The following is a 13,404-nucleotide window of genomic DNA, read 5'->3' on the forward strand; positions in this document are numbered from 1 at the left end:
TTTCGACTGGTGGTCGGCAGGGACGGAAGTCCTAGCCGGGTCGATCTGGCCTAGATGAGGCCCGCATCGGCGAGCAACTGCTGCGTCGTCGCGAGGTCGTCGAGATCGCTGAGGTCGAGCTCGGGGTTGACGAGGCTCTCGAGGCTCGGCAGGCCCTCGGGTGCATCGACGCCCGCCACCAGCGGGTACTCGAAGGTCTGCTCGACGAAGTAGGTCTGCGCATCGAGCGAGATCAGGTAGCGCACGAACTCAAGGGCGTCGGCATCGTCGACGGCAGGGCTCAGGATGCCCGCTCCCGTCACGTTGACGATCGAGCCTGCATCACCGGCGGCCAAGAACTTCAACTGCGCGCGCATGTTCTCGGCGCCGACCTCGGCCGCCGCGCGGAACCAGTAGTAGTGGTTGATGAGCCCGGCATCGACCACGCCCTCGTTGACGGCCGTGAGAATCGGGGTGTTGCCCTCGAAGATCTGCGGGTCGTTGGCCGCGAGTGCGGCGAGCCACTCGGCGGCAGCATCCTCACCATCGAGCACGCGCTGGGCGGTGACGAACGATTGGAAGCTCGCATTGCTGGGGGCGACGCCGATGCGGCCGTTCCACTCGTCGGTGACGTACGCGTCGATCGTGTCGGGCAGCTCGTCGGCGGTGAACTCATCGCCGTCGTACACGACGACGCGCGCGCGTCCGGTGATGCCGACCCAGCTGGCGTCGGTCGAGGTGAAGCCGGCGGGCACCGCGTCGGCGATGTCGTCGGGCAGAGCCGTGAAGAGTCCTGCCTGGCTCAAGGCGCCGAGGGCTCCGGCATCCTGCGAGAGGAAGACATCGGCCGGCGTCGCGTCGCCCTCTTCGAGCAGCAGTGCGCCGAGCTCGGCGGTGTTGCCATAGCGCACCTCGACCTCGATGCCGCTCGCCGCCTCGAACTGATCGATGAGTGGCTGCACGAGCGCCTCATCGCGGCCCGAGTAGAGCGTGAAGGTGCCGTCGGCGGTGGGCTCCGCGGGTTGCTCGGTCTCGGTCGGCGCGCCAGCGGCGCAGCCGGCGAGCAGTAGGCCGACGGCGGCGAGAGCGGTGAGCGAGAGGGGTGCGGTGATGCGCATGACGAAGGAGCTCCAAAGGAGTGAGAAGGAAAAGGGAACCGGCGACACTGCCGTTGCTAAGGGTAGCCTTACCTAAGCACCATGCACAACCCGTGCTGGCCGTTGGCGACCTGCCGGGCCGGGTGCAATACGCTCGCGGCATGGACGCCATTGATTCGCGCATCATCGACCAGCTGCGGCAGAACGCACGCGCGGGCTACGGCGACATCGGCGACGTAGTGGGGCTCTCGGCCTCAGCGGTCAAGCGCCGCGTCGATCGACTCGTGGCTGACGGCGTGATCCGCTCGTTCACGGTGCAAGTCGACCCCGCCGTCGACGGAATGGCTGTCGAGGCCTACGTCGAACTGTTCTGCCGCGGCACTGTGGCGCCCGACGAGTTGCGGCGCATCCTCTCGGCCGTGCCCGAGGTCGTTGATGCCGGCACCGTGACGGGCGACGCGGACGCGATCGTCCACATCCGCTCGCGCGACATCGCTTCGCTCGAGGATGCTCTCGAGCGGGTGCGCGTGGCCCCCAACGTCGACCACACCCGCAGCGCGATCATCCTCACGCGCTTGATCGACCGCCGCAACCAGTAGCTTCGTCGGATTCATCCGAAGGGCGGAGGCGATCGGTCCCTGCGACCGACGTGGCCGCCCGTGGTCGTGGTGCTCACTAGAAGCATGACCATTTCACGTTTCGTTCCCCTCACGCTCGTCGCACTCGTCTCGGCCGCAGCGCTCACCGGATGCTCAATCGGCGACGCGCTCAACAACGAGAGAGTGAGCGAGTTCTCGACGACCACCGAGCTTTCGCAGAACTGGGAGCGGACGGCCCCCTGGTTGCCCAACGATGCCACGGGTATCCGCATCAGAGAGACGCCGGATGCCGCGCCCGCAGTGCTTCTGGCCACGAGCTCGGCCGACCTCGACCCCAGCGTCTGCGTCGAGACCGAGCGGCTTTCCGGCCCGGTGTTCTCTGTCGACGGCGCCCCAAACCCGTACACCGACAGCGCCTACGCGTGCGGGGACTGGACCGTGATCCCATCCGCTGACGGTTGGTACGGCTGGACCCCGAACCACCCCGACGAGCAGGCCGAAGCCGAGCGCATCGAGTGATGCGCCCGGCGACGGCGATCAGGCAGCGGCGAACTCTCGCGCGGGCTCGTCGCGCTCGACGAGGAACCGCGCGTACGCCGGCACCGTGAGGAAGGTCGGGAAGTCTTCCTGCAGCGTCACCGTGCGGAAGACCTCTTCCGCCTCGGCAAGCTTGTGGCCCTCGGGGCGCGGCAGCTCCTCGAGAACCGAGGCCAGCATCCCCTCGACCAGATCGCGGGTGATCTGCTCGCCCTCGACCGTGCGGTGGTCTTGGTGCATCCACTGCCACAGCTGCGAGCGGCTGATCTCGGCCGTCGCGGCGTCTTCCATGAGGTTGTCGATCGCCGCGGCGCCGACGCCGCGCAGCCACGACTCGAGGTAGCGCACCGTGATCGACACGTTCGCCCGCACGCCGGTCAGCGTCACCTCTCCACCGGCCGAGCGGATGTCAAGCAGGTCGCCCGCCGTCACGCTCACGTCGTCGCGGGTGCGCTCGAGCTGGTTCGGCCGGTCGGCCAGCACCGCGTCGAACTCGGCGCGCGCCGTCGGGATGAGATCGGGATGCGCGACCCACGAGCCGTCGAAGCCGTCACGAGCCTCACGGCGCTTGTCGGCCGCCACGCGCTCGAGAGCGCGCTCGGTCACCTCGGGGCTGCGTCGGTTGGGGATGAACGCGCTCATGCCGCCGATCGCGTGCGCGCCCCGCTTGTGGCAGGTCTGCACGAGTAGCTCGGTGTAAGCGCGCATGAACGGCAGCGTCATCAAGATCTGGTCGCGGTCGGGCAGCACGAAGCGCTGGCCGCGATTGCGGTAGTTCTTGATGATCGAGAAGACGTAGTCCCACCGGCCGGCGTTGAGGCCTGCGCAGTGGTCGCGCAGCTCGTAGAGAATTTCGTCCATCTCGAACGCGGCCGGGAAGGTCTCGATGAGCACCGTCGCACGAATCGTGCCGTGCGGCAGCCCCAGCTCGGCCTCAGCGAACGAGAACACGTCGTTCCAGAGGCGAGCCTCGCGGTGGTTCTCGAGCTTCGGCAGGTAGAAGTACGGCCCCCGGCCGCGGGCGATGAGCTCGGCCGCGTTGTGGAAGAAGTACAGCCCGAAGTCGACGAGGCTCGCACTGGCCGCGTAGGTGCGGCCGCTGCGGTCGGTGTGCTCGAGGTGCTTCTCGACGAGGTGCCAGCCGCGCGGGCGCATCACGATCGTCGGAGTGCGCTCGGCGGTCACGCGATACTGCTTGCCCTCGGGCGTCGTGAACTCGAGCTCATCGCGAATCGCGTCCTTGAGCGACAGCTGCCCCTCGATGATGTTCGCCCATGTCGGGCTCGTCGCGTCTTCGAGGTCGGCGAGCCACACGTTGGCACGCGAGTTGAGCGCGTTGATCGTCATCTTCGGGTCGCACGGCCCGGTGATCTCGACGCGTCGGTTCTCGAGACCGGGGCCGGCCCCGGCGACGCGCCAATCGGCATCCGTGCGAATGTGCTCCGTGTCGGGCAGAAAGCGCAGGTCGCGGCCATTGCCGAGGTCGTAGCGCAGCTGCATGCGCTCGGCGAGCAGCCCGTGGCGACGACCGGCGAACCGGTGCTGCAGCTGCTCGACGAAGGCCAGAGCATCCGGCGTCAAGATCTCGTCGTAGCGCGGCCGCATGGGGCCGTTGATGGTGAGGTTCTTCGTATTCATGATCGTCTCCGTGTCTCGTTCGAGAGGTTTAGTGGAACTGCTCTGACTCGGTGGAGCCGACGAGTGCCAGGGTCGCGCTCTCGGGGTTGAGAGCCGTGGCGATGCGGTCGAAGTAGCCGGTGCCCACTTCGCGCTGGTGCTTGGTGGCGGTGTAGCCGTGAGCCTCAGAGGCGAACTCGGCCTCCTGCAGCTCGACATAGGCGCTCATCTGGCGGTCGCGGTACCCGCTCGCGAGCTCGAACATGCCGTGGTTGAGCGAGTGGAAGCCCGCCAGGGTGATGAACTGGAAGGCGTAGCCCATGGCCGACAGCTCGCGCTGGAACTTCGCGATGGTGTCGTCATCGAGGTGGCGCTTCCAGTTGAACGAGGGCGAGCAGTTGTAGGCGAGCTTCTTGCCCGGGAATTCTCGGTGGATGCTCTCCGCGAAGGTGCGCGCGAGCTCCAAGTCGGGCTCGCTCGACTCGACCCAGAGCAGGTCGGCGTACTCGGCGTAGGCGTGCCCGCGTGCGAGCACCGGACCGATGCCGGGCTCGACCTCGTAGAAGCCTTCGGCCGTGCGGCCGCCGGTGAGGAAGGGCTTGTCGCGGTCATCCACGTCGCTCGTGATGAGGTTGGCGGCGAGCGAGTCGGTGCGCGCGATGACGATGGTGGGAACGTCGGCGACGTCGGCCGCGAGGCGAGCGGCGTTGAGGGTGCGGATGTGCTGGCTCGTGGGCACGAGCACCTTGCCGCCCATGTGGCCGCACTTCTTCTCGCTCGCGAGCTGGTCTTCCCAGTGCACTCCCGCCGCGCCGGCCTCGATCATGCCGTGCATGAGCTCGTAGGCGTTGAGCGGGCCCCCGAAGCCGGCCTCGGCGTCGGCGACGATCGGGGCCATCCAGTCCCTTCCGTCTTGCTCGATCTGGCCAGCGCGCAGCAAGGCGTTGTTGATGCGGCGCACGACGGCGGGCACCGAGTTGGCCGGGTAGAGGCTCTGGTCGGGGTAGGTCTGACCCGAGAGGTTGGCGTCGGCGGCGACCTGCCAGCCGCTCAAGTAGATGGCCTTGAGGCCCGCGCGCACTTGCTGCACGGCCTGGTTGCCGGTGAGGGCGCCGAGGGCGTACGTCCACTCCTCGGGGTTCTCGGTGTTCGCCTGAATCTGCTCCCACAGCTTCTCGGCGCCGCGGCGGGCGAGCGTGCGCTCTTCGCGCACGGGGCCGCGCAGCGCGACGACGTCTTCCGCGGTGTAGTCGCGGCGCACGCCGTTCCAGCGGGCGTCGGTCTTCCAACGGGTCTCGAGCTCGGCGGCGGTCTCGGTCTGGTCGCCCGGTCGGTGGTTCGTCATGAGGTGCTCCTAGGTCGGCCGCGGCGGGTTCGTGTTCGTAACTCAGGCTGTGTGACCAGAAGTGGCCCATCAATGAGTCACTTGAGTCACGTCAGCCTGAGTTACGAACACGACACACGCGCTAGCGGGGTCGATGGTGGTCGTGTCAGCAAGCCTGTGCGAAGAATCGACCTGCGAACCAACCGCAACCGACTGAAATACATCAAAAATTCAGTTGCACTGAAAACTGTGGCCTGCCAGGCTCTCGACATGCTCGATTCGCCGCTCTCGCGCCCCCAGGCTGATGAGGTGATCGATTCGTTGACCCTCGGCAAGCGCATCCGTCAATTGCGAACGGATGCTGCGCTCACGCTCGCCGACGTCGCGAGTGCCGTCGGGGTGGCCACCTCGCACATGTCGAGCCTCGAGAACGGCAAGCGCGAAGCGAAACTTAGCGAGCTGCAGTCGGTGGCCCGTGCAGTGGGCGTCACGCTCGACGAGCTGCTCACCCCGACACCGCCGAGCAAGCGCGCGGCGCTCGAGATCGCGCTGGCGCGGGCCCAGGAGGGTCCGCTGTTCGCGAGTCTGGGCATTGCGCCACTTCCGGTGCGCAAGGGCTTGAGCGACGAGGCGATCGAAACTGTGCTGGCGCTGCATGCTGAACTGCAGCGTGTGCACGTCGAGCGCGCGGCGACACCCGAAGAGGCACGACGCGCGAACGCCGAGCTGCGGCGGGCGATGCGCGACCGCGGCAACTACTTCGGGGAGCTCGAGACCGCTGCCGCCGAACTGCTGCGGGCAGTGGGTCACGAGGGCGGGCCGCTGCCGCAGCGCGTCGCGGGCGAGCTCGCCGCGCACCTCGGCTTCTCGTTGCACCACGTGAGCGACCTGCCGAGCTCGACCCGCTCGATCACCGATCTCGAGAACGGGCGCATCTACCTGCCCGTCGCGAACGCGCCGGGCCGCGACCCGCGCACGACCCTGCTGCAGGCTCTCGCCGCGCACGTGCTCGGTCGACCCGAGCCCCGCGACTACGCGGAGTTCCTCACCCAGCGCGTCGAGACCAACTACCTCGCCGCCGCACTGCTGATCTCCGAAGCCGACGCGGTGGCCTTCTTGCAGAAGGCGAAGGAGCGCCGCGAGCTCGCCGTCGAAGACCTGCGCGACGCTTTCGCGGTCTCGTACGAGACGGCCGCGCACCGGTTCACCAACCTCGCCACTGAACACTTGGGCATTCCCGTGCACTTCTTGAAGGTGTCCCCCGCCGGCGTGCTGTCGAAGGCCTACGAGAACGACTCTGTGCAGTTTCCGACGGATGCTCTGGGCGCGGTCGAAGGCCAGCTGGTGTGCCGCAAGTGGTCGGCCCGCCAGGTGTTCGACGAGCCCGATCGCTTCAGCGCGTATCACCAGTACACCGACAAGCCCACGGGCACCTACTGGTGCACGTCGCGCATCGAGTCGGGCTCGGCGGGCGAGTTCTCGATCTCGGTCGGCACGCCGTTCGCGCACGTCAAATGGTTCCGCGGGCGCGAGACCTCGCGTCGCGGCGAATCGACCTGCCCGGATGCGGCGTGCTGCCGGCAGGCGCCGGCGCCGCTCGCCGCGCGCTGGAGCGGCGCGGCGCGGCCTCAGGCGCGCATCCACTCGTCGCTGCTCGCTGCGCTGCCGACCGAGTCGTTCCCGGGAGTCGACCAGACCGAGGTCTTCGGCTTTCTCGAGAGGCACGCGCCGACGGGCGGCGCAGCATGAGGTTCGTCATTGACCCTGGTGCGTCGACGCCTCCGTACGAGCAGCTGCGCGTGCAGGTACGCGACGCGGTCGCAGCGGGCGAGCTCGTGGCAGGAGCCAAGCTGCCGACCGTGCGCGGGCTCGCCGACGAGCTCGGGCTTGCGGTGAACACCGTCGCCCGCGCCTATCGCGAGCTCGAGACCGACGGCGCCATCGAGACCCGCGGTCGAGCTGGCTCGTTCGTCGCGCCCCAAGGGGACGCGGCCACCCGGCAGGCGCAGATCGCTGCACGCGAATACGTCGATCGGGCTCGACGACTCGGGCTCGACGATGCGAGCGCGCTCGAGCTGGTGCGGGCGGCTCAGCGCGGCTAGAGCTCGAGCTCGGCCAGCGCCGGGAAGGGGTTGCCGAAGCGGTGCACCGTCATCGACACGGCCTGCTCGCGCACGAAGGGCAGCAGTTCGACGCGGCCCGCGGCCGTCACCGGCCCCGACCAGATCGCGACGTCGGGGTCGCCGTCGAGCGACTCGTGAAGGGCGCGTGCCACGGCTGCGCCGTCGGGCGCGATGAGGCGGATGCGGGCGGGGCGGGCATCCCGCATGCGCTCGGCAAACCGCGCATCCGCTTCGATCGCGATCGAGGCCGCCCGAAGCTTCGAGGTTCCCGTGTCGAGCAGCGCGAGCAGGCTGGCGGGCAGCGGAGTCGCACTGCTGATCTCGACGCGCGACCCGGCACGAGTGGCGGCGAGCAGCACGCGCACGAGGTCGGACATTATGGCGCCCTCGGCCGCGCGCACCGTCACGCGAGTCGGGCGATACCGCAGAACGTTGCGCTCGACGACGTGGGCGACCGTGCCGCCGAGCTGGCTCGCGTCGCGCGCGATGCCGAACTCGTCGTCCCAGGCGTGCTGATCGCTCACCGCGCCGGCCCGCGCGGCGTCGAATCCTGCGAAGTCGATGCCGGGCTGGCTCGCCTCGAGCACGGCCCGCACGCCGCGGTCGAGACCGCGCAGGCTCAGCGACTCGCGGGGCTCGCGGGGCACGGGTGCGAAGGTGCCGAAGTTCATGACGTACGACGGGCCGCCGGCTTTGGTCGAGCCGCCGACGCTCGAGCGCTTCCAGCCGCCGAACGGCTGGCGTCGCACGATCGCGCCCGTCGTGCCGCGGTTGACATAGAGATTGCCCGCCTGCACCTGGTCGAGCCAGTGCTCGACCTCGTCGACGTCGAGCGAGTGAAGCCCCGCCGTGAGGCCATAGGCCACAGCGTTCTGCAGGTCGATCGCTTCATCGAGGTCGCGTGCGCGCATGATGCCGAGCACGGGCCCGAAGTACTCGGTGGTGTGGAACTCGCTGCCGTCGGCGACGCCGCGCTTGACGCCCGGCGACCACACCGACCCCGTCGCGTCGAGGGCTCGCGGTTGAACGAGCCACTCCTCACCCTCGGCCAAGCGCGTGAGCGCTCCGAGCAACTTGCCCTCGGCGCGATCGATGAGCGGACCAACGACGGTAGTGGGGTCGAGTGCCGAGCCGACGCGCAACGTCGTGACAGCATCCACGAGTTGGCGCTCGAAACGCTCGGACGTCGCGACCGAGCCGACCAGGATCGCCAGGGAGGCCGCCGAGCACTTCTGGCCCGCGTGCCCGAACGCCGACTTGACGAGGTCGGCAACGGCGAGATCAATGTCGGCCGAGGGCGTGATGACGATCGCGTTCTTGCCGCTCGTCTCGGCGAGAATCGGCAGCTCGGGCCGCCACGACCGGAACAGCGCCGCCGTCTGCCACGCCCCCGTCAGCACGAGACGGTCGACGGCCGGGTGCGCGACGAGCGCCTGCCCGATCTCGTTCTCGGGCACGTCGACATAGCGCAGCACGTCGCGCGGCACCCCGGCGTCCCACAGCGCCTCGACCATGACGGCAGCGCTGCGGCGCACCTGCGGCGCGGGCTTGATGATGACGGCGCTGCCCGCGGCGAGCGCCGCGAGAACGCCGCCGGCCGGAATCGCGACGGGAAAGTTCCACGGCGGCACAACGAGCGTCAGCCGCACGGGCGTGAACGTCGCGTCGTCGAGGCGAGCCAGGTCGCGCGCGCTCTCGGCGTAGTAGTGCGCGAAGTCGATGGCCTCGCTCACCTCGGGATCGCCCTCGGCGAGCGTCTTGCCGGCTTCGGCCGCCATCACTTCGAGCAGGTCGGCGCGGCGGGCAGCGAGCATGCGACCGGCGCGGTGCAGGATGCCCGCTCGCTCATCGACCGACCGCGCGGCCCACCCGGCTCCGGCCTCGCGGGTCTCGGCGACGATGCGCTCGATCGCGCCGGCCGAGGCGACCCCGCTCGCGTCGACGAGCGCCTGCCCGCGCGTCGTGGTCTGCGCGCGCTGCAGAATGGCGCGACCCCATTCGCGGTTGCCCGGCAACGCCGGGTCAGTGTCGGCCGCGTTCTCGAAGCCCGAGCGCACTCCGCCGGGCACGGGCAGCCCCTCGTAGTCGTCGAGCGGCCGCTCGTCGAGCCGGTTCTGCACGCGATGCCGCACGGGCGCCCCGGGTGCGGCCTCGAACGTGGCGAGCGAGTCGCGAAAGCGCTGCTCTTCGCGCTCGAAGATCTCGGGTTGCGTCGTGAGCTCGAACACCCCCGACAAGAAGTTGTCGGTGCTCGCGTTTTCTTCGAGGCGGCGAATGAGGTAGCTGATCGCCGAGTCGAAGTCGCTCGGGTGCACGACGGGCGTGTAGAGCAGCAGGTGTCCGACCGTGCGGCGCACGGCATCGGCCTGATCGGGCGCCATGCCGAGCAGCATCTCGACCTCGACGGCCTCGGTGACCCCACGCCCTTCGGCGAGCTTCCACGCCCACGCGATGTCGAAGAGGTTGTGACCAGCGAGCCCGATGCGCACCGCGTCCACTCTCTCGGTGCGCAGAGCGGCGTCGAGCACGCGCTTGTAGTTGGCGTCGCTGTCACGCTTGCTGGGCAGCACGGCGACGGGCCAATCGTGCAGCGCAGCATCCACCCGCTCCATCGCGAGGTTGGCGCCCTTGACGACGCGCACCTTGATGCCTGCGCCGCCGGCCGCGCGACGCGCCTGCGCCCACGAGGTGAGGCGGTCGAGAGCGGGCAGCGCCTCGGGCAGGTAGGCCTGCAGCACAATGCCGCCTTCGTAGTTCTTGAGTGCCGGCCGGTCGAGCAACCGCTGAAACACCTCGATGGTGAGGTCGAGGTCGCGAAACTCCTCCATGTCGAGGTTGAGAAACGTCGGGTTCACCCCGAGCGCCGCCGTGTCGTAGAGCGGCGTGAGGCGTTCGACGACACGCTCGACGGTCTCGTCGAACGCCCACATGCTCAGCTGGCTGACGATCGCCGAGACCTTCACCGAGACGTAGTCGACGTCGTTGCGCTTGACGAGGTCGGTGATGCCGCTCAACCGACGGTCGGCCTCGGCGTCGCCGAGCACCGCTTCGCCCAACAGGTTGATGTTGAGCCGGTCGCCCTCGCCGCGCAGCCGCTCGAGAGTGCGGCCCAGCCGGTTCGGGGTGGCGTCGATGACGAGGTGCCCGACCATGCTGCGCAGCACCCGCCGCGCGATCGGCACGATGGGCCACGGAAGCAGGCGGGCGAGCGGACCGCCGATGGCGATGAGCACGCGCAGGGGCCAGGGCAGAAAGCTCGGGATGCTGCGCGCGAGCTCTTCGAGGTTGCGCCCCGCAACGCGCAGGTCGTCGGGCCGCGCCACCCGGTCGACGAAGCCGATGGCGAAGTCGAGCCCCACGGGGTCTTGCAGCAGCCCGCCGAGACGTGCGGCGCTCGCGTCGGGCTTCACTCCCTCGGTCTGACGCAGCCACTGCCGCACGAGGCCGACGGCGGAGTCGGCATCGCCGGCGGCTGCGTCGTGAGGGCCTGCGGAAGAGTCGAACGTCATAGGTACAGTCTGGCCCTCGATGTTGTGCGCGAAAAGTGATGATCGTCGTACACTTCTGTTCGACAAAGCCGAACAATGAGCAGAGGGGCACCCATGCTCGACCTGCGCCGCGTGAGCCTGCTGCGCGAAGTGCACCGCCGCGGCACCCTGCACGCCGTCGCCCGCGCTTTGTCGTACAGCCCCTCGACCATCTCGCAGCAGCTCAGCCTGCTCGAGCGCGAGGTCGGGGTCGCTCTGCTCGAGCGGTCGGGGCGGCGCGTGCACCTCACCCCCGCAGGCCTCGTGCTCGTCGACGGCGCGAGCGCTCTGCTCGACGATCTCGAGCGACTCGAGACCGCGCTCGACGCCACGAGCCACGAGGTCACCGGCACCGTGCGGCTCGCCGTCTTCCAGTCGGCGGCGCTCGGCATTGTGCCACGCGCCCTCTCGCTCCTCGCCGACGAGTACCCGCAGCTGCGCGTCGAGATCACGCAGCGCGAGCCCGAGAGCGCGCTCGACGAGGTGTGGGCGCGCGAGTTCGATCTCGTGATCGCCGAGGAGTACCCGGCGCACGCCGCTCCGCGGCGTCGCGAACTCGACCGCGTGCCTCTCGTGCAAGACGGGCTGAAGCTCGGGGTGTCGATCGACAGCAGCATCCACTCGCTCGCCGATGCGGCTGGCTCCGCGTGGGTCATGGAGCCTCGTGGCACCGCCTCACGACACTGGGCTGAGCAGCAGTGTCGACTCGCCGGCTTCGAGCCCGACGTGCGCTTCGAGACCGCCGATCTGCAGGCGCACATCAGCCTGGTCGAGACAGGGCACGCCGTCGCGCTGCTGCCCGACCTCGTCTGGGCGGGCCGCGACCCGCGCGTCTCACTCGTGACGCTGCCCGACGACCCGCACCGCACACTCTTCACGGCCGCGCGCACCTCGGCAGCGGGGCGACCCGCGATCACGGCCGTGCGCGAGGTGCTCGCACGGTCGATCGAGACGGCGCCGGGATACGCTGAGCGCGGCCGCACCGAAGGAGGGCATCCGTGACCGAGCGCCGCGACGTCGTCATCATCGGCGGGGGCCACAACGGCCTGACCGCCGCCGCCTACCTGGCGCAGGCGGGCCTCGACGTGCAGGTGCTCGAGCGCCTCGACGTTCTGGGCGGTGCCGCGATCTCGGCCGAGGCCTTCGTCGGCGTGGATGCTCGACTGAGCCGGTACTCGTATCTCGTGAGCCTGCTGCCACAGCGCATCATCGACGACCTCGGGCTGCAGATCGCGCTCGCGCCGCGCCGCTACAGCTCGTACACGCCCGTGCCGGGTGGCGAGGGCGGGCTGCTGGTCGACAATCATGACCCCGCCGCGACGGCCGCGAGCTTCGCGAGCATCGGCGCAACGGACGATGCGGATGCGTGGCGCACGTTCTACGAGGGCACTGCTCGGCTGGCTCAAGCGCTGTTCCCGACCGTGACCGACCCGCTGCTGACGCGCGACGAGGCGCGGGCAGCGGTCGGCGACGATGCCCTCTGGCAGTCGCTCATCGAGCAGCCCGTCGGCCGCACGATCGCCGATACCTTCAACAACGACCTCGTGCGCGGCGTCGTCTACACCGACGCCCTCATCGGCACCTTCGCGCCGAACGACGACGAGTCGCTGCTCGCCAATCGGTGTTTTCTGTACCACGTCATCGGCGGGGGAACGGGTGACTGGAATGTTCCGGTCGGCGGCATGGGCGCCGTGTCGGGCGAGCTCGAACGAGCTGCGCGGCTCGCGGGCGCGACCCTCACGACAAGCGCCGAGGTCACCTCGCTCACGCCCGACCGCGTTGTGCACTGGGTCGACGGCGCAGGAGTCGAGCACGCCACCGCCGCCGAGCACGTTCTCGTCAACTGCTCACCGCACGAGCTCGCGCGGCTGCTCGCCGCGGGCAGCGGTGCTGGAGCATCCGGCGGCATCTCCGAAGCGGGCCTCGCCGCACCGCCCGCTGAAGGCGCCCAGGTGAAGGTCAACCTGCTGCTGAGCCGACTGCCCCGATTGCAGGATGCTGCGCTCGACCCTGCAGCGGCTTTCGGTGGCACGTTCCACATCAACGAGACCTTCACGCAGCTGCAGGCCGCGCACGACGCGGCCGTCGCCGGCCGCGTGCCCGACCCGGTGCCCGCCGAGATCTACTGCCACTCGCTCACCGACCCGAGCATTCTCGGCCCCGAGCTGCGCGCGAGCGGCGCTCAGACGCTCACGGTCTTCGCGCTGCACACGCCCGACCGGCTCGTCACCGAAAGCACGAACGACGACATGCGCGCGACCCTGCAGCGCGCGGTGCTCGACTCGCTGAACTCGGTGCTCGCTGAGCCGGTCGAGAGTCTGCTGCTCACCGACGCGAACGGCCAGCCGTGCGTCGAGACGAAGACCACGCGCGACCTCGAGCACGCGCTGCGCCTGCCGGGCGGCAGCATCTTTCACGGCGACCTCGACTGGCCGTGGGTCGAGAACGGTGCCCCGCTCGACACCCCGGCTCAGCGCTGGGGCGTCGACACGGGCCTGCCGGGCGTGTTGCTGTGCGGCTCAGGCGCGCGCCGCGGCGGCGCCGTCAGCGGCATCGCCGGCCACAACGCCGCGATGGCCGTACTCGAGAGCCGCTAGCAGC

The 13,404-nt window shown here is 69.5% G+C and carries 10 protein-coding genes; 6 read left to right on the forward strand and 4 right to left on the reverse strand.

The genetic code is table 11. The annotated features are described in order from the left end of the window. Positions 1–50: 50 nt before the first annotated feature. Positions 51–1,097 carry an extracellular solute-binding protein gene (locus KL788_RS08620; RefSeq protein WP_293170402.1) on the reverse strand — a complete coding sequence of 349 codons (1,047 nt, stop codon included), beginning with the start codon at positions 1,095–1,097 and terminating at the stop codon, positions 51–53. Positions 1,098–1,237: 140 nt separating this feature from the next. On the opposite strand from KL788_RS08620, the gene KL788_RS08625 reads away from it, so the two are divergent. Together KL788_RS08625 and KL788_RS08630 are read left to right on the forward strand one after the other, a co-directional pair. Beyond that, a complete protein-coding gene (locus KL788_RS08625) occupies positions 1,238–1,675 on the forward strand; it encodes an Lrp/AsnC family transcriptional regulator (RefSeq protein WP_293170404.1) in 438 nt (145 codons plus the stop codon). A gap of 84 nt (positions 1,676–1,759) precedes the next feature. Next, positions 1,760–2,194, forward strand: a complete 435-nt coding sequence (locus KL788_RS08630; RefSeq protein ID WP_293170406.1) for a hypothetical protein — start codon at positions 1,760–1,762, stop codon at positions 2,192–2,194. Between the two features lie 18 nt (positions 2,195–2,212). Here KL788_RS08630 and aceB read toward each other — a convergent pair whose 3' ends face one another. Both aceB and aceA read right to left on the reverse strand, forming a co-directional pair. Continuing rightward, positions 2,213–3,850: a malate synthase A gene (gene aceB, locus KL788_RS08635; RefSeq protein ID WP_293170408.1), complete on the reverse strand. Its 1,638-nt coding sequence runs from the start codon at positions 3,848–3,850 to the stop codon at positions 2,213–2,215. 28 nt (positions 3,851–3,878) lie between these two features. Next, the gene (gene aceA / locus KL788_RS08640) at positions 3,879–5,174 is read right to left on the reverse strand and encodes an isocitrate lyase (protein ID WP_293170410.1); all 1,296 of its coding nucleotides are present in this window, start codon (positions 5,172–5,174) and stop codon (positions 3,879–3,881) included. A 249-nt stretch (positions 5,175–5,423) separates the two neighbouring features. Here aceA and KL788_RS08645 point away from each other — a divergent pair, with 249 nt between their 5' ends. Both KL788_RS08645 and KL788_RS08650 read left to right on the forward strand, forming a co-directional pair. Beyond that, positions 5,424–6,902 (forward strand): helix-turn-helix transcriptional regulator, encoded by a 1,479-nt coding sequence (locus KL788_RS08645; RefSeq protein WP_293170412.1) that lies wholly within the window; start codon positions 5,424–5,426, stop codon positions 6,900–6,902. Continuing rightward, a complete protein-coding gene (locus KL788_RS08650) occupies positions 6,899–7,255 on the forward strand; it encodes a GntR family transcriptional regulator (protein WP_293170414.1) in 357 nt (118 codons plus the stop codon). Before KL788_RS08645 ends, KL788_RS08650 begins: the two co-directional genes overlap by 4 nt. Here KL788_RS08650 and KL788_RS08655 read toward each other — a convergent pair. Then, entirely contained in the window at positions 7,252–10,785 is a 3,534-nt protein-coding gene (locus tag KL788_RS08655) for a proline dehydrogenase family protein (RefSeq protein WP_293170416.1), read from the reverse strand. The two genes, KL788_RS08650 and KL788_RS08655, sit on opposite strands and share 4 nt — an antisense overlap. A gap of 93 nt (positions 10,786–10,878) precedes the next feature. Between KL788_RS08655 and KL788_RS08660 the strand changes: the two genes are divergently transcribed. Continuing rightward, entirely contained in the window at positions 10,879–11,805 is a 927-nt protein-coding gene (locus KL788_RS08660) for a LysR family transcriptional regulator (RefSeq protein WP_293170418.1), read from the forward strand. Further along, a complete protein-coding gene (locus KL788_RS08665; protein WP_293170420.1) occupies positions 11,802–13,400 on the forward strand; it encodes a phytoene desaturase family protein in 1,599 nt (532 codons plus the stop codon). Before KL788_RS08660 ends, KL788_RS08665 begins: the two co-directional genes overlap by 4 nt. Positions 13,401–13,404 lie beyond the last annotated feature (4 nt).

The organism is Microcella sp., assembly GCF_019739195.1.
Classification (GTDB): Bacteria; Actinomycetota; Actinomycetes; order Actinomycetales; family Microbacteriaceae; genus Microcella.

What these genes read in the sequence shown, in the direction of transcription:
- aceA (WP_293170410.1), bottom strand. Translation starts at nt 5,174, where the DNA reads ATGACGAACCACCGACCGGGCGACCAGACCGAGACCGCCGCCGAGCTC.
- KL788_RS08630 (WP_293170406.1), top strand. Translation starts at nt 1,760, where the DNA reads ATGACCATTTCACGTTTCGTTCCCCTCACGCTCGTCGCACTCGTCTCG.
- KL788_RS08645 (WP_293170412.1), top strand. Translation starts at nt 5,424, where the DNA reads ATGCTCGATTCGCCGCTCTCGCGCCCCCAGGCTGATGAGGTGATCGAT.
- KL788_RS08620 (WP_293170402.1), bottom strand. Translation starts at nt 1,097, where the DNA reads ATGCGCATCACCGCACCCCTCTCGCTCACCGCTCTCGCCGCCGTCGGC.
- KL788_RS08625 (WP_293170404.1), top strand. Translation starts at nt 1,238, where the DNA reads ATGGACGCCATTGATTCGCGCATCATCGACCAGCTGCGGCAGAACGCA.
- aceB (WP_293170408.1), bottom strand. Translation starts at nt 3,850, where the DNA reads ATGAATACGAAGAACCTCACCATCAACGGCCCCATGCGGCCGCGCTAC.
- KL788_RS08650 (WP_293170414.1), top strand. Translation starts at nt 6,899, where the DNA reads ATGAGGTTCGTCATTGACCCTGGTGCGTCGACGCCTCCGTACGAGCAG.
- KL788_RS08655 (WP_293170416.1), bottom strand. Translation starts at nt 10,785, where the DNA reads ATGACGTTCGACTCTTCCGCAGGCCCTCACGACGCAGCCGCCGGCGAT.
- KL788_RS08660 (WP_293170418.1), top strand. Translation starts at nt 10,879, where the DNA reads ATGCTCGACCTGCGCCGCGTGAGCCTGCTGCGCGAAGTGCACCGCCGC.